At 36.1% G+C, this 23,117-nt stretch carries 22 protein-coding genes, 3 tRNA genes and 1 pseudogene; 16 read left to right on the forward strand and 10 right to left on the reverse strand.

Features of this window, described 5'->3' with window-relative positions; all coding sequences use genetic code 11:
- Positions 1 to 7: 7 nt before the first annotated feature.
- From J3U09_RS08795 to J3U09_RS08815, 5 genes are all read right to left on the reverse strand, one after another.
- The gene (locus J3U09_RS08795) at positions 8 to 1,087 is read right to left on the reverse strand and encodes a sulfate/molybdate ABC transporter ATP-binding protein (protein ID WP_267357928.1); all 1,080 of its coding nucleotides are present in this window, start codon (positions 1,085 to 1,087) and stop codon (positions 8 to 10) included.
- A gap of 9 nt (positions 1,088 to 1,096) precedes the next feature.
- Complete coding sequence (cysW, locus tag J3U09_RS08800; RefSeq protein WP_267357930.1) at positions 1,097 to 1,945, reverse strand: sulfate ABC transporter permease subunit CysW; 849 nt, start codon at positions 1,943 to 1,945, stop codon at positions 1,097 to 1,099.
- Between the two features lie 9 nt (positions 1,946 to 1,954).
- Positions 1,955 to 2,773 (reverse strand): sulfate ABC transporter permease subunit CysT, encoded by an 819-nt coding sequence (gene cysT / locus J3U09_RS08805; RefSeq protein WP_416380062.1) that lies wholly within the window; start codon positions 2,771 to 2,773, stop codon positions 1,955 to 1,957.
- A gap of 80 nt (positions 2,774 to 2,853) precedes the next feature.
- Positions 2,854 to 3,837: a sulfate ABC transporter substrate-binding protein gene (locus tag J3U09_RS08810; RefSeq protein ID WP_267357991.1), complete on the reverse strand. Its 984-nt coding sequence runs from the start codon at positions 3,835 to 3,837 to the stop codon at positions 2,854 to 2,856.
- Positions 3,838 to 4,366: 529 nt separating this feature from the next.
- A tRNA-Phe gene (locus J3U09_RS08815) sits at positions 4,367 to 4,442 on the reverse strand.
- Positions 4,443 to 4,601: 159 nt separating this feature from the next.
- Here J3U09_RS08815 and J3U09_RS08820 point away from each other — a divergent pair.
- The 3 genes from J3U09_RS08820 to groL all read left to right on the forward strand — a co-directional run bounded on the left by J3U09_RS08820 (position 4,602) and on the right by groL (position 7,171).
- Positions 4,602 to 5,036 (forward strand): FxsA family protein, encoded by a 435-nt coding sequence (locus J3U09_RS08820; RefSeq protein ID WP_065562752.1) that lies wholly within the window; start codon positions 4,602 to 4,604, stop codon positions 5,034 to 5,036.
- A gap of 148 nt (positions 5,037 to 5,184) precedes the next feature.
- Positions 5,185 to 5,478: a co-chaperone GroES gene (locus J3U09_RS08825; RefSeq protein ID WP_034915350.1), complete on the forward strand. Its 294-nt coding sequence runs from the start codon at positions 5,185 to 5,187 to the stop codon at positions 5,476 to 5,478.
- A 46-nt stretch (positions 5,479 to 5,524) separates the two neighbouring features.
- Positions 5,525 to 7,171, forward strand: a complete 1,647-nt coding sequence (gene groL / locus J3U09_RS08830) for a chaperonin GroEL (protein WP_065562751.1) — start codon at positions 5,525 to 5,527, stop codon at positions 7,169 to 7,171.
- Positions 7,172 to 7,258: 87 nt separating this feature from the next.
- Here groL and J3U09_RS08835 read toward each other — a convergent pair whose 3' ends face one another.
- The 3 genes from J3U09_RS08835 to J3U09_RS08845 are packed head-to-tail and all read right to left on the reverse strand — an operon-like array spanning position 7,259 to position 9,678.
- Positions 7,259 to 7,831, reverse strand: coding sequence for a manganese efflux pump MntP family protein (locus J3U09_RS08835; protein WP_267330808.1), 573 nt, complete (start codon positions 7,829 to 7,831; stop codon positions 7,259 to 7,261).
- Positions 7,832 to 7,877: 46 nt separating this feature from the next.
- Positions 7,878 to 8,486: a hypothetical protein gene (locus J3U09_RS08840; protein WP_065562749.1), complete on the reverse strand. Its 609-nt coding sequence runs from the start codon at positions 8,484 to 8,486 to the stop codon at positions 7,878 to 7,880.
- Positions 8,487 to 8,499: 13 nt separating this feature from the next.
- Entirely contained in the window at positions 8,500 to 9,678 is a 1,179-nt protein-coding gene (locus J3U09_RS08845; protein ID WP_081303311.1) for a bifunctional tRNA (adenosine(37)-C2)-methyltransferase TrmG/ribosomal RNA large subunit methyltransferase RlmN, read from the reverse strand.
- Between the two features lie 100 nt (positions 9,679 to 9,778).
- Here J3U09_RS08845 and J3U09_RS08850 point away from each other — a divergent pair, with 100 nt between their 5' ends.
- Positions 9,779 to 10,525, forward strand: a complete 747-nt coding sequence (locus tag J3U09_RS08850; protein ID WP_081299501.1) for a M15 family metallopeptidase — start codon at positions 9,779 to 9,781, stop codon at positions 10,523 to 10,525.
- On the opposite strand, the gene J3U09_RS08855 is transcribed toward J3U09_RS08850, so the two are convergent.
- Positions 10,522 to 11,823, reverse strand: coding sequence for an ATP-binding protein (locus J3U09_RS08855; protein ID WP_065562747.1), 1,302 nt, complete (start codon positions 11,821 to 11,823; stop codon positions 10,522 to 10,524). The two genes, J3U09_RS08850 and J3U09_RS08855, sit on opposite strands and share 4 nt — an antisense overlap.
- 12 nt (positions 11,824 to 11,835) lie before the next feature.
- Positions 11,836 to 12,516, reverse strand: coding sequence for a response regulator transcription factor (locus tag J3U09_RS08860; RefSeq protein ID WP_065562775.1), 681 nt, complete (start codon positions 12,514 to 12,516; stop codon positions 11,836 to 11,838).
- Positions 12,517 to 12,891: 375 nt separating this feature from the next.
- Between J3U09_RS08860 and J3U09_RS08865 the strand changes: the two genes are divergently transcribed.
- The 12 genes and pseudogenes from J3U09_RS08865 to J3U09_RS08920 all read left to right on the forward strand — a co-directional run bounded on the left by J3U09_RS08865 (position 12,892) and on the right by J3U09_RS08920 (position 23,100).
- Positions 12,892 to 14,181, forward strand: a complete 1,290-nt coding sequence (locus J3U09_RS08865; protein ID WP_267332211.1) for a serine dehydratase subunit alpha family protein — start codon at positions 12,892 to 12,894, stop codon at positions 14,179 to 14,181.
- A 124-nt stretch (positions 14,182 to 14,305) separates the two neighbouring features.
- Positions 14,306 to 14,381, forward strand: a tRNA-His gene (locus J3U09_RS08870).
- A gap of 25 nt (positions 14,382 to 14,406) precedes the next feature.
- Positions 14,407 to 14,483: transfer RNA gene (locus J3U09_RS08875), tRNA-Pro, on the forward strand.
- Between the two features lie 318 nt (positions 14,484 to 14,801).
- Positions 14,802 to 15,524: a GntR family transcriptional regulator gene (locus J3U09_RS08880; protein ID WP_081299500.1), complete on the forward strand. Its 723-nt coding sequence runs from the start codon at positions 14,802 to 14,804 to the stop codon at positions 15,522 to 15,524.
- Positions 15,521 to 16,204, forward strand: a complete 684-nt coding sequence (locus tag J3U09_RS08885; protein WP_065562745.1) for a GntR family transcriptional regulator — start codon at positions 15,521 to 15,523, stop codon at positions 16,202 to 16,204. Before J3U09_RS08880 ends, J3U09_RS08885 begins: the two co-directional genes overlap by 4 nt.
- 11 nt (positions 16,205 to 16,215) lie before the next feature.
- Positions 16,216 to 16,683 carry a PTS sugar transporter subunit IIB gene (locus J3U09_RS08890; RefSeq protein WP_065562744.1) on the forward strand — a complete coding sequence of 156 codons (468 nt, stop codon included), beginning with the start codon at positions 16,216 to 16,218 and terminating at the stop codon, positions 16,681 to 16,683.
- A gap of 14 nt (positions 16,684 to 16,697) precedes the next feature.
- Positions 16,698 to 17,527, forward strand: a pseudogene (locus tag J3U09_RS08895) (PTS mannose/fructose/sorbose/N-acetylgalactosamine transporter subunit IIC).
- A complete protein-coding gene (locus J3U09_RS08900) occupies positions 17,508 to 18,332 on the forward strand; it encodes a PTS system mannose/fructose/sorbose family transporter subunit IID (RefSeq protein ID WP_065562742.1) in 825 nt (274 codons plus the stop codon). The pseudogene J3U09_RS08895 and the gene J3U09_RS08900 overlap by 20 nt, the downstream one beginning before the upstream one ends.
- 10 nt (positions 18,333 to 18,342) lie before the next feature.
- Positions 18,343 to 19,428, forward strand: a complete 1,086-nt coding sequence (locus tag J3U09_RS08905; protein WP_267357935.1) for an SIS domain-containing protein — start codon at positions 18,343 to 18,345, stop codon at positions 19,426 to 19,428.
- A complete protein-coding gene (locus J3U09_RS08910; RefSeq protein WP_065562740.1) occupies positions 19,425 to 20,423 on the forward strand; it encodes an SIS domain-containing protein in 999 nt (332 codons plus the stop codon). The genes J3U09_RS08905 and J3U09_RS08910 overlap by 4 nt, the downstream gene beginning before the upstream one ends.
- 11 nt (positions 20,424 to 20,434) lie before the next feature.
- Positions 20,435 to 20,866: a PTS sugar transporter subunit IIA gene (locus tag J3U09_RS08915; protein WP_065733663.1), complete on the forward strand. Its 432-nt coding sequence runs from the start codon at positions 20,435 to 20,437 to the stop codon at positions 20,864 to 20,866.
- A 152-nt stretch (positions 20,867 to 21,018) separates the two neighbouring features.
- The gene (locus J3U09_RS08920) at positions 21,019 to 23,100 is read left to right on the forward strand and encodes a prolyl oligopeptidase family serine peptidase (protein WP_267357937.1); all 2,082 of its coding nucleotides are present in this window, start codon (positions 21,019 to 21,021) and stop codon (positions 23,098 to 23,100) included.
- The last annotated feature ends 17 nt before the right edge of the window (positions 23,101 to 23,117 follow it).

The raw sequence follows: 23,117 nt of genomic DNA on the forward strand, positions 1-23,117 counted from the left end.
ATTCTCCTTAAATCATAAACTCTAATAGTTCATCTTGCATAAAAATATTAACGAGTGCAGGTTGCCAGTAGACAGTATCACCAATTTCAACTTGCTGTTGTTCATATTGTCGATAGCTAATAGATACATCAATATGCTTTGGTTGTCCGGCTACAGCAATTTCCAGAAAGACGGTTGGACCAGCAGTATGTATACGTACAACTTCTCCTTGGATATCATTTTTTCGGGCAATTTTAGCAATACTGATTTCGTGAGGTCGAACATAAGCGATAGTAGACTGATCAGGCCAGGTACCTTGTTCCCTCATATCTTTGTAAAAATCACCAATGATTAATGTATTATTTTCAATATAACCATATAAAAGGTTAACATCCCCTAGAAAATGCGCAACAAAGGCGGTTTTTGGTTGCTTATAGACTTCAGCAGGGGTACCTATTTGCTCTATGTGACCTTGATTCATTAAAATTATTCTATCAGCAACTTCCAGTGCTTCTTCTTGATCATGGGTAACAAAGATGCTGGTAACATTGAGTTCATGATGAAAATCACGCAACCAACGCCTTAAATCTTTACGGACTTTAGCATCTAAAGCACTAAATGGTTCATCAAGCAACAACACATTAGGTTTCGAAGCCAACGCACGCGCTAACGCAACTCGCTGACGCTGACCACCTGACAGTTGGTCTGGATAACGTTTGGCAAAATGGTCAAGTTGCACTAATTCGAGTAATTGATTAACGCGTTCATCAATTGCTGTTTTATTTAATCGTACAGATCTTGGTTTCATTTTTAGTCCAAATGCCACATTTTCAGCTACATTCATATGCCGAAATAACGCATAATTTTGAAAGACAAAACCAATATCTCGTTGCTTGGCGCTCAGCTTAGTTACTTCCCTATCAGCAAAATAGATTTGCCCTGAACTGGCAGTTTCTAAACCGGCTATAATGCGCAGTAAAGTTGTTTTTCCACAACCAGATGGGCCTAATAGTGCAACTAATTCACCTTGTTTTATGCTGAAATTGATATTTTCTAAGACATTAACGTGTTCAAAACTTTTATTGATATTGTGTAGTGTAATACTCATATCTACCTCTTAGTTCCCGTAATGACATTCATTGGCTAAGCGCCTTTCAATCCATTGACGAATCAAGAGTAACGCAAGCGACATCATTAATAGCAAAATAGCGACACTAAATGCGGCAACAATATTGTATTCATTGTATAAAATCTCAACATGAAGCGGTAATGTATTGGTGTAACCACGAATATGCCCAGAAACAACCGATACCGCGCCAAATTCACCGAGTGAGCGAGCGGTGCAAAGAACAACACCATGCATTAAGGCCCATTTAATATTGGGTAAAGTAATGTGGAAAAAAATTTGCCAGCCATTTGCACCAAGGACGCTGGCGGCCTCTTCTTCATGAGTACCTTGTAGCGCCATTATCGGAATGAGTTCTCTTGCCACAAAAGGAACGGATACAAAAATCGTTGCTAAGATAATTCCTGGAATCGCATAGACAATTTGAATATTCCACGCCTGCAAAAACGGATACAACGCACTTTGTGCGCCAAATAGCAATACATAGATTAAACCTGCAACAATGGGGGAAATCGAGAACGGTAAATCAATTAATGTGACTAATATTTGTTTGCCTTTGAACTGATATTTAGTTATGACCCATGCTGCACATACACCAAATATCACATTTAATGGCACTGCCACACCAACGGCAATCAGTGTTAATTTAAAAGCGGATAAGGTATCTGGCTCAACAATCACTTGCCAAAATGCATTTACACCATTAGCTAGCCCTTGCGCAAGCACCACAACTAGCGGCAACAACAAAAGTCCGAAAAACAGTATTACCGCCAATAAGATTAGCAATAGCTGTAAACGGGTTACTCTCTTTTTTTCTGTTATTGATTGTAATATCTGCATAATCTTATATTAATGGTTTTTATTAATCTTACGGTTAAGTTTTCGCTGTAAACTGTTCATAATTAATAACAATACAAAAGCAATCAGTAACATCGTTACGCCAATCGCGGCAGCGGCATCATAAGCATATTGGTCAAGTTTTGAGACAATTAATAACGGTAATATTTCGGTCTTAAATGGAATATTACCGGCAATAAAGACCACTGAACCATATTCGCCAATAGCACGAGCAAAAGCGAGGGTAAACCCCGTTAGCCAAGCAGGTAAAATGGCAGGTAAAATAATATGCATAAAAATTTGCCTAGGCGATGCACCAAGTAAACTCGCCGCTTCTTCTTGTTCACGTGGTAAATCAGCCATAACCGGTTGTAAAGTGCGCACAACAAACGGCAATGTAACAAATAACAGCGCTAAGGTAATGCCAATGGGGGTATAAGCAATTTTAAAACTGAACCATTGACCAATTGGCCCGTTTTTGGCATAAATTGCGGTTAACGCAATGCCAGCAACGGCTGTTGGTAAGGCAAACGGGATATCAATACAGATATCCATTATCTTACGTCCTGTAAATCGATAACGCACCAGTACCCAAGCCAATAATAAACCAATAAAGCTGTTTAAACCGGCACTGATAAATGCGGTACTTAATGAAAGAGTTAATGCCAATAAAAACTGTTTGCTGACTAATAACCGATGCCACTCCTCAAAAGACAGCTTTGTTGAATAAAGAAATAAACCTAATAACGGAATAAGCACAATCAAACTAAGAAAGGTTAAAGTATAACCTAACGTTAAGCTAAAACCTGGGATGATCCGTTGTTGTTTAATGCTTGCAACTTTCATAACATTCACCTTTATACCGCAAAGCTAAGTGAGCACACACATAAAATTGCCAGAATAAGTAGTAATTAGTTTATCTCAGCATAAATTGCATCAAAGATGGCCCCATCACTAAAAAATTTTTTTTGCACTGTTTGCCATCCTCCAAAATCATTATCAACCGTAACTAACTTAATGGTAGGAAACTGATCTGCATATTGTTTAAGGATGTCAGGATTAACAGGACGGTAAAAATGCTTGGCTATAATATGTTGTGCCGGATCGCTATATAAGTATTCCAAATAAGCTTGCGCTTGCTTACGTGTACCTTTGCTATCAACAACTTTATCGACTAAAGCCACAGTCGGCTCAGCTAAAATGGATAATGAGGGCATAATAATTTCTAATTGATCGCCACCTTGCTCTCTTAACGCCAAATAAGCCTCATTTTCCCAAGAAATTAAAACATCACCTAAGCCTCTCTGTACAAAGCTAATGGTTGCGCCTCTGGCACCTGTGTCTAAAACCGGAACATGTTGATATAATTTGGTGACAAAATCTTGAGCTTGTTCATCGTTACCATAGGTACTTTTAGCATAAGCCCAAGCCGCCAAAAAATTCCAACGAGCCCCACCCGAGGTTTTGGGATTGGGTGTTATTACCTCAACATCATCTTTTATGAGATCACCCCAATCATAAATCTGTTTTGGATTACCTTTACGCACTAAAAAGACAATAGTTGAATGGTAAGGCGCACTATTATTTGGCAACCTAGCTTGCCAATCAGGTGATATGTTAGTTTGATAACGGTTTAACGCATCAATATCACTCGCTAACGCAAGCGTAACCACATCAGCCTGCAAACCATCAATGACCGAACGTGCCTGTTTACCAGACCCACCATGCGAATTATTTATCGTCAACCGTTCACCGGTTTGCTGCTGCCAATACTCGATAAAAGCCTGATTATATGCTTTATAAAGCTCTCGCGTGGGATCATAAGACACATTAAGTAATTCAATTGCTTGCGCTTGATGCATAAAAGTGCAAATTGCCAATAAGATTAAGCTGATCCCATGCCTATATAATTTTTGAAAAAGAGGTAAATTTTTCACTCGACACCTCATGCTACGCTACTAATGTATTGGATTAGTAATGATAAAAATATGAAATAATTAGACCAAATTATGGTGAGATGCGAAAACGATTATTTTGCATTTAGTTATAACAAAAATAGATATATAGGTGTGGAGGAAGATGAGAGTGGCGAGATTTTGGGTATAAAAAATAATTCAAGCAGATATTCTTTGAGCAGATCTTAGATGTGCCATTGTATTACGATACAACGATTGTAAATCGTCGTTACACAATCTTTCAAACTATCATATTACAAACAAAATCTATTATTTGGAGTTTATAATCAGCTCAAGACAGTTCTTAATTCATATACTTTTTTAATTGATTTATAAAAGCAAGCTATCTAGCATCATAACTATCACTGGTAATACAACGGAAATGCTTAAAAAAGATAGAGAATATATTTATTTAGCGGAATTTCAGACACAAAAAAACCAGCTTTCGCTGGTGTTCCTTTTTCGTAATTGGTGCCCGGACGCGGAATCGAACCACGGACACGGGGATTTTCAATCCCCTGCTCTACCGACTGAGCTATCCGGGCAACAATGGAGGTGTATTAAACACGATTCCCGATTATCAGTCAATCCCTTTTGTAAGATATTTTGAAAAATATATGTCGTTTGGTTGAAATTTAACTAGTTATTACTATATTAGTAACTTATTATGACATAATATCACTCTATACTTAGAGGAATTTTATATGCGAGTCTTTGGATTTATTGTTTTTTTTATTTATGCTTATTTGGAACTCAGCTTTTTTATAAAAGTTGCTGATTCAATAGGTGTTTTTCTTGCTTTAATTGGTATTATTGCCACTTCGATTATTGGGTTTTCTTTAATTAAAAAGCAGGGTTTAAATAACCTAAGTATTATGCAACAAAAAATCGCTAATAATCAAAGCCCTAAAGATGAAATTATTAAGAGTGTGTCCTTACTCTTTGCGGGTTTTTTATTGCTAATTCCTGGTTTTTTAACCGATATGCTTGGCGGGATTTTGTTAATTCCACGCGTTCAAGATTATATTGTTCGCTTTATTGTTAAAAAATTTCCTTTCAAAGTTCGATCATTTTCTTCTAGCAACAATGCGCAACTTAATGATGTAATTGAGGGTGAATTTGAGCGTAAAGATGACTAATAATTAATCAATTAAAAAATTTTTTAATGTTATTCTCTTGAAGAATTTAAAACAACCCCCATTTAATGTTCACTATATTATATAGATCATAATTTTATGATTTATTGTTAATAATTATTTAATTTATATTAGTGCTAGGAGATAACTAATGAAAATTCGTCCATTGCATGATCGTGTGATCATTAAACGCAAAGAAGTAGAGTCAAAATCAGCTGGCGGTATTGTTTTAACAGGCTCAGCTGCGGGTAAATCAACACGTGGTGAAGTTTTAGCTGTTGGTAATGGTCGCATTTTAGAAAATGGTCAAGTTCAACCACTAGATGTAAAAGTTGGTGATATCGTTATTTTCAATGAAGGATATGGCGTTAAAACAGAAAAAATTGATAACGAAGAAGTGCTTATCTTATCTGAAAGCGATATTTTAGCCATTGTTCAAGCGTAATTGGCAAATAATTTAATTTATAGACAGAATTTAGGAGAAATACAAAATGGCAGCTAAAGATGTAAAATTTGGTAATGACGCTCGCGTTAAAATGCTTAAAGGCGTCAATGTATTAGCTGATGCAGTTAAAGTAACTTTAGGTCCAAAAGGACGTAACGTAGTATTAGATAAATCATTCGGTGCACCAACTATTACTAAAGATGGTGTGTCAGTTGCTCGTGAAATCGAATTAGAAGACAAATTCGAAAACATGGGAGCACAAATGGTTAAAGAAGTGGCTTCAAAAGCAAACGATGCCGCTGGTGACGGTACAACTACCGCAACAGTACTTGCTCAAGCTATTGTTAATGAAGGTTTAAAAGCGGTTGCTGCGGGTATGAATCCAATGGATTTAAAACGTGGTATCGATAAAGCAGTTGTTGCAGCAGTTGAAGAGCTTAAAAAATTATCTTCACCATGTGCTGATTCTAAAGCGATTGCTCAAGTAGGTACAATCTCTGCTAACTCAGATGAAACTGTTGGTACTTTAATTGCTCAAGCAATGGAAAAAGTGGGTAAAGAAGGTGTTATCACTGTTGAAGATGGTACTGGTTTACAAGACGAGCTTGATGTTGTTGAAGGTATGCAATTTGATCGTGGTTATTTATCACCATATTTCATCAATAAGCCAGAAACAGCAACGGTTGAATTAGATAGCCCATATATTTTATTAGCGGATAAAAAAATCTCTAACATCCGTGAATTATTACCAGTATTAGAAGCAGTTGCTAAAGCAGGTAAATCACTATTAATCATTGCTGAAGATGTTGAAGGCGAAGCATTAGCAACTTTAGTTGTGAACACTATGCGTGGTATTGTTAAAGTTGCCGCAGTTAAAGCACCTGGCTTTGGTGACCGTCGTAAAGCAATGTTACAAGATATCGCTATTTTAACAGCTGGTACTGTAATTTCAGAAGAAATTGGTTTAGAGCTTGAAAAAGCAACTTTAGAAGATCTAGGTCAAGCTAAACGTGTTGTTATCAATAAAGACAATACCACTATCATCGATGGTGTTGGTGAAGAGTCTTTAATCAGTGCACGTGTTGAACAAATTCGTAAACAAATCGAAGAATCAACTTCTGATTACGATAAAGAAAAACTTCAAGAACGTGTAGCTAAATTAGCAGGTGGTGTTGCAGTAATTAAAGTTGGTGCAGCAACTGAAGTTGAAATGAAAGAGAAAAAAGCACGTGTTGAAGATGCATTACATGCAACTCGCGCAGCGGTAGAAGAAGGTGTGGTTGCCGGTGGTGGTGTTGCGTTAGTTCGTGCTGCATCTGCAATTTTAGACCTTAAAGGTGCAAACGAAGATCAAAACGTAGGTATTAAAGTTGCCCTTCGTGCAATGGAAGCGCCATTACGTCAAATCGTGACTAACTGTGGTGAAGAAGCATCTGTTGTTGTTAACGCAGTTAAAGGTGGTAAAGGTAACTATGGTTACAATGCTTCAACTGAAGAGTACGGCGATATGATCGCAATGGGTATCTTAGATCCAACTAAAGTAACTCGTAGCGCATTACAATATGCTGCATCTGTTGCTGGTCTTATGATCACAACTGAATGTATGGTTACTGATCTACCTAAAGATGATAAAGCTGATTTAGGTGCTGCTGCAGGTATGGGCGGCATGGGTGGAATGGGCGGAATGATGTAATTCTGCTGTTTCTCCTAATAAAAACCACTCCGTTATGTGAGTGGTTTTTTTATACCTAAAGCGATTGATTATATAAAATATTCAAAATTAACTTGTTAAGTGCTGGTAAAGTGTTATTGAACCAATGATGATAAGCACTATACCGCCAATAAATGATGCTTTTTTCCCAATTAAACAACCAATTTTTTTACCTAGCAATAACCCAATGGTAACCATAATACAAGTCGCTAACCCGATCATTGTTGAAGCGAAGTAGATGTTGACACTAGCAAGGGCTAATCCAACACCAATTGCAAAAGCATCAATACTAGTTGAAATAGCCGTAAGGACTAATATTAGAAATGATTTTGAGGAGAGGGGTTTTTGGTCGTCATTTTCATCGTTTTCTTCTTTAAAACTATGATAAATCATATTAAGACCTAACAAAAGCATGACGGCAAAAATGATCCAATGATCCCAGTTTTCAATATATTGAAGTGCAATATAGCCAATAAACCAGCCTAGTATAGGGGTAATAGCTTCGATAAAGCCAAATAAAACGCCTACTTTTAATGCACCGAAAAAGGGTGTTGATTTAAGCGAAACGCCACGACAAACCGCTACCGCAAATGCATCAGTCGACATGGCTAATGCTAATAATAAAATAGCCCAAAAACTCATGATATTTACTCTTGCTTCTAATGATTTTTATTTTAATTTTTATAATTTATTTTTTTGATATTAAAAATAGATAGTTAGCTATCTTTTTATCGCCTTTATTTTTATAAAATTCTGCTGTTTTTATTACATTATTTCGGCGGTTTGAATCATATTCAAAAAGTTGTTTGAACATAAGATCTGCCGTTTTTGTATCTCCATTTTGAATCGCACAATAACCATATTGCTCGTAGGTATCGGCTTTCCAGCGGTGTCGATCAAATTCTAGGCTTTTGCTAAATTGTTCTTTGGCTTCTTGATAACGATTCCTGCCACATAAAAAGGAGCCATAATGGACATGAAATAAGCCATTACCAGGTTGCATTAATGTAATACGTTTGTAGATCATTTCTGCTTCATTATATTCACCAACATGCTGATCAAACATTGCCATTGCCAGCATCACTTGTGGATTATTGGGTGAATACTCAGCGGCTAATTTTAGATTATAATGTGCAGCTTTAACATTATCCTCGGATTCATTGGCTTTAGCTAAGTAGCCTAAGCCCAATCGCATTCTAGCGAGTGCCGCTGCTTCAGGATCAAATTCTTCACGAGCATTTGTTTGACAGCCAGCTAGTATTAACATACTAATTAATGCAATTAATACGCTTTTCATCCACAACTCCTTTTTATTGTTGAATAAGGTTTTGTTTCTTATACAGTGTGCGTTTAGTACGATCAACCACTTCTCCAGCAAGTTGCCCGCAAGCCGCATCAATATCATCACCGCGTGTTTTACGAACAATAACCGTAAATCCATAACCCATTAATGTTTTCATAAAGCGATCAATTCGGGTATTTGAACAACGAGAATAAGGTGCTCCAGGGAATGGATTCCATGGAATTAAATTGATCTTACTAGGCACATTTTTTAAGAATTTTGCCAGTTCATGCGCATGTTCAACACTATCATTGATTTGATTGAGTAAAACATATTCAATTGTCACCTTACCGTGATTAGCATTTGATGTTGATAGATAACGTAAAATTGAATCACGTAGCATTGCCATATTATATTTTTGGTTGATTGGCATTATTTCACTTCGGATTTCATCATTTGGTGCATGAAGTGAAATAGCTAAAGCAACATCAATCATTCCTGCCAATTTATCTAATGCCGGTACTACGCCAGAGGTTGAAAGTGTGACACGTCTTTTTGATAAACCATAACCAAAATCATCTAACATGATTTCCATTGCTGGTGCAACGTTAGATAAATTAAGTAAAGGTTCACCCATACCCATCATAACAACATTCGTGATAGGCCGATCGGCTAATTTACCTGTGACACCAATCGCATTTGATGCTCGCCAAACCTGGCCAATAATTTCAGAAACAGTTAAATTGCGATTAAAACCTTGCTGAGCAGTTGAACAGAATTTACATTCAAGCGCACAGCCCACTTGTGATGATACGCACAAAGTTGCTCGATCACGTTCAGGGATATAAACCGATTCAATCATCTGATTATTACCCACATCTAACGCCCATTTAATGGTACCATCCGATGATCGCTGTTCAAGAGCAATTTTAGGTGCTTTAATTTCAGCTAATTTTTTTAGTTGTTCACGGAGCTTTTTGTTGATGTCGGTCATCAGATCAAAATCATCTATCCCAAAATGATAGATCCATTTCATCACTTGATCAGCTCTAAATGGTTTTTCCCCTAAGGAAATAAAAAACTCTCTTAACTGCTGTCTAGTGAAGTTAAGTAAGTTAATTTTTTCGTTGGTTGGATTTGTGGTGTTTTGATTGGTTGTCACATCTGAACAATCGCCAGACGATTTTTGTGTAGCTGGTGTTAACATATTGCCTCGTTTTTACACATTATGGCTATTTCAATTTTTAGGGAAAGGATTATACTGTTTTTCACCTTGTCTGGCTAATATAATATTAATTACAATTTGAATGATGAAAAAAATAATAAAAACAATTGCCAATTTTACTCAAACTTTAACTCTACTTTTATGTTCAACATTTGCTATGGCACAATCAATTCCATTAAATAAACTTACAGGCCAATTTGATGAGAAAAAAGACAGCGATTTTATTGCTCTGGATTCAACAATATTACCAGTAAATAAAAAAGGCATGTATCTTCAAAAAGAGCCCACTCAGCAGCTAATTAAAGCTTATAACGATTTTAAAAAATCTTATCCAGATATTCCGTTTATAGTTGTGAGTGCAACACGTAATTACACGTATCAAAATGGCATTTGGCAACGTAAATGGGACGCCTTATTACCTAAGTTAAAAGTGCCACAAAAAATTGCCGAAGAAATCTTAAAATTATCTTCAATGCCTGGCACATCAAGGCATCATTGGGGAACAGATATTGATATTACCAGCGTGTCATCTGAATATTTTAAAAATGATAAAAAGGGTATTATTTTGTATCAATGGCTTCGTGAAAACTTACCAAAATATGGTTTTTGCCAGCCATTTAATGAAGGAAGAAAGGGTGGATATTTACCAGAAGAGTGGCACTGGTCTTATAAACCAATTGCAAAGCAATATATAGCTGAATATAAGGCGATACTTGAAACTAATCCACAAACAATTATGAAAAATTTGAATTTTACTGGTTATGATAAAATTACACTTGAAAGCCTTGTGAAAGAGTATGTTTTAACTGTTAATTCAGAATGTTATTAATGCTTTCGCCAATAAGGTAGTTTTATTGTTACCACTAAACCACCGCCATCTCGATTATTAGCTTGAATAGTACCGTTATGCATAATAACGGTCTTTCTTGCAATCGCCAAGCCTAGCCCATAGCCTTTACCTAATTGTGCTGATTGAATACGGACAAAAGGTTCAAAAATGCTTGATAATTTACTTGAATCTACACCAGGACCGCGATCTTTAACCTCTATTTGTAAATATTTTCCTGCTTCTTTTAACGATACTTCAACAGTCTGACCGGCTTTAGAGAAGCGGATAGCATTACGAATAATATTTTCAATCGCTCGTCGTATTTGTTCTGAATTACCTTTAACAATAGAATGTGAAATCGATGATATGCTAAATACTACTTCAATAGATTGATGATTTGCTTCATAGTTAGCATCATTAACAACAACACCAATTAACTCTTTTAAGTCAAAATATTCATCGGTTCGATTATTCATTTCTGCGCGTGAATAATTCAAAATTTCACCTATTAATTGATCTAGGCGTTCCGACTCTAACTCAATCCTAGCTAATGAAGTATCTATGTTTTGTTTATTTTGCTGTGCAAGGCCGATGGCAAGCTGCAAACGGGCCAGTGGTGTTCTAAGTTCGTGTGAAACATCATGAAGTAGTGCTTGGCGATCAGAAATTAAGATATTGAGCTGTTCAACCATCATGTCAAAATCTTTACCTAATTCGCTAAGCTCATCACGACGAGGTTTTAATTTTTTGAATAGGCGGACAGAAAGATCGCCTTGAGAAACTCTAAAAAACCCTTGCCTTAATAACTTCATTGGTCTGGTTAAGTTCCATGCTAAAAAAAGGCTGAATACTAACCCAACACATATCCCCATTAGTACAATGGGAGTTGGCATATTGAATAAAGTTTTCCTATTATTGCTATGATCTGTTTTATCGTCTTTAAATGATACCGAGTAAAGTGTTCCGTCTGGCGCAACCGCCATCCTTTGATATAAATAACTGGTTGATTCTAATTCATCTGTGATGATATTGACTTGATCATTTTGAGGAGAGACCAATTTTATCGACAATAAAACTCGCTCACGTTCGGGGAGATGTGCGATAAAATTGAGAGTCTCATCTTCACCAGCAACATGTAGTAATTGTGCAATCATATCCACTTTAGTTGGCATATGATTTAAGAATCGTTGATTTTTATTCTCTATATAATAAGAGAAAGCAATCCAAGTTAATTGGAAAGTAAGATAAAAGATTATCCAAAAGATAATCAGAATTTTCCAAAATAATCGACGATTCATGTCAAACCTACATTAACGAATACGGTAACCAACGGCTCTTATCGTTTCAATGGTTACATCATTTTGTGCGACTTGATGTAATTTTTGGCGAATATTACTGATATGGACATCTACACTACGGTCATAAAGCTCTCGTGCACGACCAAGCCCAATTTCAGATAATTCTTCTTTAGTTACCACTCGCTCACTATGTTTCACAAGTAAAACTAATAAGTTAAATTCGGTAGACGTTAAATCAATAGGTTGACCATTCCAAGTGCATAATCGCTGAGGAATATCTAAGGTTAAACCATTAAAGTGATATTTTTTATCATCGACTAATTCAACCGAACGTTCATCAAAACGACGTAAAACCGCTCGTAATCTAGCTAATAATTCACGTGGATAACATGGTTTTGGAATGTAATCATCAGCACCTAATTCTAACCCTAACACGCGATCAATATTATCACCTTTAGCCGTTAGCATAATTACTGGCATATTACATTGTTGACGAATGCTTTTTAGGACATCAATTCCATTAATATCAGGTAACATTACATCTAAAATTGCCACACGGTATTTACCTGAAAGCGCTTCATCAATACCATCTTTACCCAAATAAACACTTTTAATATTAAAACCTTCATTGGTTAAATATTCGCTAAGCATTTGTGATAATTCTACATCATCATCAATTAATAAAATATTTATCATACGTCGCCATTATTATTTAATTTTAGATAGTTACATTATTGCAATAATAAAAAAAAAGTCAGGTGGATTTACTAAAATATTACATATTTTGAACTATTCCTGATTAATTTATTTACTATGCAACTAAGTATAGAAATTTAGATTTACTCTATTTTTATAGTGTATATTTCAATCAAAAAACGATTGAATATGGAACTGTTAGTAGTGATGTAATTTATTAATAAAAGCTATGTTTCATTAATATTTTTTAACTAACTTGTTATGTAATATGTGAGCAGTACATTCAGTTTTCAAGTTAAATAGAATAAAATAGTCGCATTATTTATAAATTGAAGGTTTCAGTACTTATTGTTAGCTATATGGAGATAATAAATGGAACTAACTTGGCAACAATTAATTCAATTGGTGAAACACGAAGTTTTACCGGCTCTTGGTTGTACTGAGCCTATCTCGCTTGCTTTGGCTGCTGCTGTTGCAGCTAAATATATTGATAAAAATAATATTAATCGTATTGAGGCTTTTGTTTCGCCAAATTTAATGAAAAACGGCATGGGTGTTACTGTCCCAGGTACCGGTATGGTTGGATTACCTATTGCCGCAGCAATTGGGGCAATAGGTGGCGATGCTCAAGCTGGCCTTGAAGTATTAAAAAATATTAAACCAAAACAAATTAATCAGGCTAAAACGTTAATTAGTGAACATAAAGTTAATGTACAAATTGCTGATAATAATACTGCTATTTATTCTGAAGCCAATATTTATACGAATACCGATCATGTTAGGGTATGCATCGAAAACTCACATACTAACGTAATTTTGATCGAAAAAAATGGTGAAACTATTTTCAAAGCAGATAAAAGAACACAAGGTGAATCTAAACAAGAGTCGATCATAAACCATATGTCAGTCAAACAGATATATGAGTTTGCAACGCAAGCTAATTTTGATGATATCGAATTTATTTTACATTCGGCAGAATTAAACAATGCTTTATCACAAGAAGGATTAAGGCGAGAATATGGTTTAAGTATTGCTGCAACATTGTATGAACAAACAAAAACAGGATTGTTAGCAGATGACTTGCTGTCCAAAGTGATGATTCGCACCGCAGCAGCATCTGATGCACGAATGGGTGGTGCGACTTTACCTGCAATGAGTAACTCCGGATCGGGTAATCAGGGGATAACAGCAACTATGCCGGTAGTTGTTGTCGCCGATTATTTAAATGCGACGCCAGAGCAATTAGCTAGAGCATTAATTTTATCTCATACTATTGCGATCTATATACATAGCAAATTCCCACCTTTATCAGCACTTTGTGCAGCATCAACGGCTGCAATGGGAGCTGCTGCTGGTATGGCATGGTTGCTTGGAAAAGAGCAATATGAGCCAGTAGATATGGCAATATGCAATATGGTTGGTGATTTGTCAGGAATAATATGTGATGGTGCATCAAATAGTTGTGCAATGAAAGTGTCAACATCGGTTTCATCTGGATTTAAGGCTGTATTGATGGCTTTAAATAGGATTCGAGTAACCGGTAATGAAGGCATTGTTTGTGATAGTGTTGAAACGACCATTAATAATCTAGGGGCGATTGCAAGTAATAGTATGAAAGCATTGGATACTCAGATAATTGATATTATGTCGCATAAAGTTTAATGTTATCCCTGATGGTAAAAGAATAGACTTTAAGCGCTTTTAATATAACCAATTAGCATTATTTTTAAAAAATATACTGGACAATATTATTTTTTATGCGTAATATTTCGTCCTACTTCATATGGTGGCTATAGCTCAGTTGGTAGAGCCCTGGATTGTGATTCCAGTTGTCGTGGGTTCGAATCCCATTAGCCACCCCATTTATGCAAAGTATGAAACATCTAACGGCGAGTAGCGCAGCTTGGTAGCGCAACTGGTTTGGGACCAGTGGGTCGGAGGTTCGAATCCTCTCTCGCCGACCAATTTATATAAAAAAGCCTGCTCATTGAGTAGGCTTTTTTATTATCCGCTTTATCGCTTGTATTCTCAGCAATAGCATATAAACAGTTGCTTTATAGTGTTTATTTAACACATTATCTGCTGCTATTTTACCCCACTGTCAACCCTAATTAATATTCATTTAATTGATTTTATTGTATTTCTCATAAAATTTGTGATCTCCCTTACACTTTTGGTACTTAAAATTGACAGCATGTATTTTTTTATCTATTTTTTGAACTATATTATGTGATTTAAGATATATCTGTGAATTAAAAAAGCCCAGTAATGGAGAGTGATCTTTGGAATACCGAGATATTGCGTCTAAAACCGATGTAGAAGAACAAATAAGAGCAAATCCTAAAATTATTACGGAAAAATCGACTGAGCGAGGACTTGCCGAATTTTTTAAGGTAAGCCGAACAACCGTCAGGAAAGCCTTGCATGATTTAGCTATGGAAAGTTATATGTTTCAAGCAGATAACTATAGCCCGGAACACAATGTTTTTGAAATCAATATGCTAAAAATGTCTTCGTTTAGTGAAGAGATCCAAAAAGAAGAAAATGTTCAAATTGAAATAAAAGTATTGTCCAATCAAATTATAAAGATGCCTGCACAATTGCGTACCTTTTTCGGATCTAACCAGCAACTAATTAGAATTATCAGACAACGTCTCTTGGGGAAAATACCGCTTTCTTATGAAATCAATTATCTCCCTTCAGAAAAATTTACCGATTTAGAAAAACAGGACTTAAATAACATTTCGCTCTATGAATACCTTAAAGAGCATTATCATTTTACACCAAGCCATGGACGGGAAGAGATCACCTACGAAGCGGCGACCGAAGATAAAGCAGAGTATTTAGCTATTGCCGAAGGAACACCTATCTATAAAGTATCAAGTTATAGTTACGATAATAATTTTCAACCATTTGAATATACTGAACAATATTTGATTGGTAACCGATTTCGGTATCACTTATCGGCCAAAAATATCTTCAATTATGAGGAAAAACATAAATGAAGCTATTTGAAAAAATTGCCGCTCAATTACTCGAGCAGATAAATACCGGACGATATGGCGTTGGTGCTGAGTTACCACCCGAAGGGCAATTGCAAAAAGATTATAATGTAAGTCGAACAACTGTCCGTAAAGCAATAGATCGATTAGTTGATCAAAATATGGTGGTTAGGAAAAAAGGAGTTGGTCTGTTTGTTGCGCCAACGCTCTCGACCCAAAATATTTTAGAGATGACAGGTATCATAAAACCATACATCTACCCCAATCACAAAAAAGTAATCAAAGAAGCTTACTTAAGACAAGCAGGTGCATATTACAGTCAATTACTAAAAATAAAACCGGCTGAACTGATCTATTACATTAGCTTCCTTGAAGTGGCAAAAAACAGTATTACGAAAGAGATTTTTGTCCTGCCATTAAATAACTTTCCCGATTTTCAAATTTCAATTATCAAAGTGTTATCTGCGCTCGAAATCATCAATTCAGGCAAGAAAAAAGTCGATAAATTAGAACAAGATTTGCAACTGATTGTGGCCAACTCCGAGCTCGCTAAACAACTTCGAATCCAGATTAACGACCCATTATTTAAAATTTCTAATCACTATTTTGATACTAATAGCGAACCGATTGCTCTCGAGTATAAGTTTGCTAGTAATACCAAATATGTGGTCGATTTCACTTAGGAGGTACGCCAATGATTAAATTGTTACGCGTTGATCATCGCTTATTGCATGGTCAAGTTGTTGTTTCATGGTTCGAAAGTATGGATGCAAACACGATTTTAGTTGCTAATGATGTTGTAGCCAACGACGAACTACGTAAATCTGCGATTCGTTTGGCTAAGCCAGAGCATGCAAAATTAGTGATGAAATCAATTGATGACAGTATTGAGGCGATAAACTCAGGCGCAACTGATAAATATCAAATGCTGATAGTCGTTGAATCAGTAGCAGATGCTGAAAAATTAATCCGTGGCACGCAAGGCAAAATAACCAGCCTTAATTTAGGTGGTACTAAACCACGTGAAGGCACAAAAAACTACTCTAAAACCATCAATTTAACCGATCTTGAAGCAGATTTACTGACCAAATTGCAACAAGACGGTATTGATATCTACATTCAGCAAATTCCAAGTGAATCAAAGCAGAAATTTGAGAAATAGTTGAGAGGTACAAAATGAGTATCGAATTAACCGCATTACTGTTAGCTTTGATTGCGATGTTAGCAAATGGTGAATACTTTTTAGGTTCATCAATGTTATCCAGACCGTTAGTGACTTGTACCTTAGCAGGTTTAGTCATGGGTGATATCACACAAGGCATTATAATTGGGGCAACGTTAGAATTAGCGTTTGTCGGATCGTTTTCAATCGGTGCATCCATTCCACCGGAAATCATTTCCGGCAGTGTTTTAGGTACCGCTTTTGCCATTGGCGCTGGGAAAAGTACCGAAATCGCCTTAGCACTGGGCATTCCAATTGCATCACTGGTTTTATTAGTCAAAAATTTATGTTTTCTTTTTATTCTTCCTTACTTTGTTCACAAAGCCGATAAATACGCCAGCGAAGGCAACGGCAAAGGTATGGATCGAATGAACATACTCGGTGGTTTCTTTTCAATCAATCTGCCAATTGGTTTAGTGGTTGGATTCTCCTACTTATTCGGTAGTTCAGCGGTCAATGGCTTATTAGAAATGATTCCTCGCTTTATTATCGATGGTTTAGGTATTGCCACCGCTTATTACCGGCGTTCGGTTTTGCTATGTTAATGAAAATTATGATTAAAAAAACCAATGTCACCTTTTTTGTTCTTGGCTTTGCTTTAGCCGTTTATATGAAAGTGCCTGTTACTGGCGTGGCCATTTTTGGTGCCTGCCTAGCACTTATTTTGACCGGTTACTCCTCATTTAATGGAAAAAAAGGCGTAACAGAGCAAGACAGTCAGAAGCTAACAACTGGCAACGTTTTAGGTGCACAGGAGATCGATTATGAAAACGAAGAATTCTAAATTAATAACCAATAAAGAATTAACCCGAACTTTTTGGCGCTCTTTCACCGCTGAATGGTCATGGAATTATGAACGGCAAATGAACTTAGGCTATGCCTATGCCATGCGCCCGGCTTTAGATAAAATTTATAGTGATAATCAAGTTGACCTTACCGATGCCTATCAACGCCACTTAGAATTTTATAATGTTACCCCTTGGCTAATTACTTTCCCTTTAGGCATCTGTATTGCTATGGAAGAACAGAATGCCACCGATAGTGAATTTGATAAAAGTTCGATTAATGATGTCAAAATTGCGTTAATGGGGCCGTTGAGTGGTTTAGGTGACTCTTTTTTCTGGGGGACATTACGTGTTATTGCCACCGGCATTGGCACCTCTTTAGCGCTGGAAGGCAATATTTTAGGTCCATTGTTATTCCTGCTTATCTTTAATGTGCCGGCGATTTTAGCACGATATTTTGGCTTATTAATTGGCTATAACATTGGCGCTTCCTTTATTGAAAAAGTGCAAAAAACGGGCTTAATGGATAAATTGTCCTATGGTGCTTCAGTACTCGGGCTCTGTGTGGTCGGGGCAATGGTTGCCACCATGGTGACACTCAATATGCCATTGAAAATAGGTACCGGTGATGATTCGGCATCCTTACAAGATATTTTTGACGGCATTGTGCCACAGATCCTACCGTTACTCTTTACGCTATTTATGTTTGTATTGGTGAGAAAAGGCGTTAAAGCACATTGGATCCTTCTACTTATCGCCGCCATTGGTATTTTCGGTGCCTGGACTGGGCTATTAGGAAGTTGAGGAATTAACAATGAAAAGTATTGCTGATTATGTCGCATTAGAGCCGAAATATTATCAAGCTGTTTTAGATAATTATAAGACGTTATTTGCCGATCATATCGATTTAAGTCAAATAAGACAGCTTAATGCCATTGTCATTTTCGCCACTGGCTCCAGTGCTAATGCTGCTTATGGTGCAAGACCAATAATGAGCGAACTGTTGAAGATTCCTGTCTATATTGAAGATCCTTCAATGGCGGCCAATTACCTGCACTATAACGATCCAAATACACTCTATTTTGCCATTTCACAAGGTGGAGAGAGTTATTCAACCATTTATTTAGTTGAGGAATTTATTCACCATAACAAGACGATATATAGCCTGACCAGCAATCCACAAAGTCCTTTGTATCAAGTTAGCAATCACGTTTTATCTATGGGGATGCCGATTGAAGAAATGCCTTATGTCAGTGCCGGTTATAGTATCACTATTTTAGATTTGATCTTAATTAGCCTCATTATTGGGCAAAAAACCGAAACCATTAATCAAGCCAAATTTGATGACTATATGAATCAGATTAAAACGATTACCCAATTATTACCACAAGTCATTGAGCGTTCACAAGCTTGGGTTAATCGCCTTGAAGATCAATATACTCTAGCTCAACGGGTAATATTGATCGGTTACGGTGCTACCTACGGAGTTGCAAGGGAAGGAGAAACTAAATTTACCGAAACCGTACGCAACACTGCGTTGGGTAAAGAGCTCGAAGAGTATATGCATGGCCCTTATCTGGGTTTGCATAGCGATGATCAAATCATTTTTATTGAACCGCAAGGAAGACTGGCGCAAAGAGCCGATTCCTTAAAAAAATTCTTAAATCAGTATGTGAAAAATGTTGTAACAATTTATGCACATCAACAAGGCAACCGAACACAAAATGACTTATGTCTAGGTATCAGTTGTGATGAGCGATTAACTTCGCTGTTTATGACAATTCCTATTCACTTACTTAGCTATCAAGTATCACAGTTAAAAGGTCACAATCTGGAAAAATCAACATATCCGGAATTTGATGAAATTACTAAATCTAAAATTAAGAGGATTAGAGCATGAGAAAATACGATGAAAAAAAAGAACTCGACAGCATGAATGGCGCATTAGCACTTCGTCCACAAATCAATGAATTTATCGATAAAATTCACTCCCGTGGTTACAGTAATGTGTGCTGGTTAGGTATTGGCGGAACTTACGCTTCATCGATGCAAGCAGTTGTCCATATGAAAGAAAAATCAGCCATTGAAACCTTTATTCAACATGCAGCGGAATATCTGGTTACCGGCAATAAGCGTATAACCAAAGACACCTTAATTATCATCTCATCTGTTACAGGCTCAACCCAAGAGGTCGTTGAGGCTATTAATAAAATTCAACAAGATGTGGGTGCAACAGTTTTAGCCTTTTTAGATAAAGCCGATTCACCATTAGGTAAAATGGCGCACCATGTGATTTCTTACCCAATGAATGAGCAATTGAAATTCTTTATGGCCGCTGATCGCTTAATGTATTTGGCGGGCGAATACCCTGATTATGATGAATTTTATCAACAAATGGATCAACATTTTGCTAAAAATATCGTCGAAGTGGCGAAAAAAGCTGATGCATTCGGGCAAGAAGTCGCATTGAAACATCATAACGATGCTATGCACTATTTTGTCGGCGCTGGCAACCAATGGGGTGCAACTTATTCTCATGCGATGTGCTACTGGGAAGAGCAACACTGGCTACGTTCAAAATCGATCGAGTCTGCTGAATTTTTCCATGGCACATTAGAAGTGATTGACCGTGATACAGCTGTAACTGTTTATGTTGGTGAAGATAGTCAACGTCCATTAAGTGAAAGAGTGGCAAAATTCTTACCACAAATTTGTGGTAACTACACCATTATTGATACCAAAGACTATCCATTACCGGGTATATCAGAAAAATATCGTGGTCATTTATCACCGTTTGTGTTTAGAACGATAAATAACCGAATTGATGCTTACGTTGAACACTTAAATCGGCACCCAATGACTATTCGTCGCTACTATCGTTGCTTGGATTATTAAGGAGAGCAACAATGGTTGCGGTATTAATCAGTACTCATGGACCTACTGCTCAAAGTCTGATCGTAAGTGCCGAGATGATTTGTGGTAAACAAACCTTATGTGAAGCAGTGCCCTTTTTAATGGGGCAATCGTTAGATGAGTTTCAACAGCAGATTGAAAATCATTTAGCAAGCTTTGCTCAACAAGGTGAGGCAATATTGTGTTTGGTGGATTTAAAAGGCGGAACCCCTTTTAACACACTAACCAGATTAATGGCCAATTATCCAAATCTAGAAATTGTTACTGGGGTGAATATACCCATGTTATTGGCAACATTTATGCTAAGAACACAAATGGCGTTAGATGATTTACTATCAGAACTAATGCAAACAGCTCAACAAAGTATTGAGCACTATAATATGGTGTCAATGACGTCATCAATAATAGAAGATGAAGAGTTTTAAGCTGGTCAGATAAATAATCAATTAATTAATTTAACTTTAATAAGGCAAATATATTTTTAACTCAAATAAAATTATATTTGCTTTTATTCATTACTAGTTATACCTTTTTATCTAAGCCTTGAATTATATATAGAATTAATAGGTAGGTAAATTTGACTATATTAAAAGAGAAAACATTTATCATAATATTGATTCTCTTGTTAAGTAGTATTTGTTGCTGTTGTACAACTAATAATGAATTAACGTTAAAAAAAATCGAAGCGAACGATAAATACCGTTGGATGGAAAATCAGCCACAGTTAATCAGTAATTGGTTATTATCTGAGTCTGAACGAACCGTCAACATACTAGATGCATTACCATGGTCAAAAACTGTCAGTAAACGATTTAATCAATTAACTGATTTTGGTTCTGAACCTAGAATTTCTGATATTCAATATGTAGGCGATAATTGTTTTTATTTCAAACAAACAGCAGATTATCCGTATAATCGCCTTTTTGTTAGAGATCGCTACAATAATGAAAAATTGTTGATAGACCCTCCTATTGGTTATGGTATATATGATTTTTATCCGTCACGTGATGGGCAATATATTGCTTATAGCATTTATGAAAATGGTGCTGAGATATCATCAATAAAAATTATCAATGTAAAAACTAAATCACATCTTAATGATCATATAACTGGCATATCGGATCCAAGCATTATTTGGTCAAATGATAATTTATCTTTTTTTTATAAAAGAAATGATAAATATCAACAAAATAGCCCAAAATCGGGCACGGAAGAGTTATATTTGCACCATCTAAATACTAAGACAAAAGATGATGTCTTAATCTTTAGTAAAAATCAAATAACTGGTTATGACCCCGTTACCGATCAAAATATAGCCTTATCTTTTTCTAGTAATTGGGCTATTGCGTCTATCTCATCTTCTATATCTGGTTATAGTATCGATTTATACCTTACACATTATGATAATCTTAATAATACTAAAGTTCATTGGCAAAAAATCATCGATAGAAAACAAAAAGTTACCAATTTTATTCTAAAAGATGATTGGTTATATTTAGCTAAATACAATGTGTTGTCTGGTTATACTATTTCGCGCGTGAATTTGAATAAGAATAGCCAATTAGAAGAAAAAATTATGGAATGGCAAAATGGAGATTTGACCCAATTTGCAGCAAGTAAAGATGCTATTTACTTAGCTTATCATGAGTCAGAAACACCTAAGTTTGTTGCTATTCCTTTTACTGACCCTCATTATGTTAAATCGATTTCTCTTGCAAATAATGAAGAAATAACAGCCATTTTTAGTGATACTGATCGCAAAGAAATATTATTTACTGCTCAAAATTGGACTGTTCCCCCGAAAATATTTACCTATAACCCCGATAATGGATCAATTCAAGATTCAAAAATGATTAATCCCAGTGCTTTTTCGTTTGCAAACTATGAGGCTGAACAACAATGGGTAAAATCAAACGATGGAACACTTGTTCCTATGACGATTATTCATCCTAAAGGGATCAAATATGATGGTACTGCTCCTACATGGTTAACTACCTATGGTGCATATGGTGTAAGTCAGCGCGCTTTTTTTGATGCTACACGTTTAATTTGGCTTGAAAGAGGTGGAATAATTGCAATTGCTCACGTTCGAGGAGGTGGAGAATTAGGCGAAGATTGGCATATTGGCGGTAGCTTAGCTAATAAACAAAACTCAGTTGATGACTTTATAACATGCGCACAATATTTAATTAATCATAATATTACTCAACCATCTAAGCTAGTTATCAGCGGTGAGAGTGCTGGTGGTATTATAATTGGAATGGCATTAGCTAAACATCCTGAACTTTTTGCTGCGGCATCTATTAATGTGGGTATGTTAAATATGAGTCGATTAGATAAAATCGCCATTGGTAAAGCAAACTTTGCTGAGTTTGGCTCGCCATTAAACTTAAAACAGTTAAAGGATTTATCTAAAATAGATGCTTATTTAAATTTAAAAGATTATGTTACGTATCCACCGGTTATGATTTCGGTAGGTTTGAAAGATGAACGTGTAGCACCATGGCAAAGTGCTAAATTTATCGCTCGTCTTAATGAGATAAACCATACCCAAAAACAGCAGGTATTAGTTGTAGCAGATCAATATGAAGGGCATTTTTTTGATAATTTTCTAAATACAGTCGAGTTTTTTATTTGGAAAACCACGCCAACACCATAATTAAAAAATAGTTAATA

This window comes from Gilliamella sp. B2889 (assembly GCF_026536885.1).
Taxonomy (GTDB): Bacteria; Pseudomonadota; Gammaproteobacteria; order Enterobacterales; family Orbaceae; genus Gilliamella; species Gilliamella apicola_E.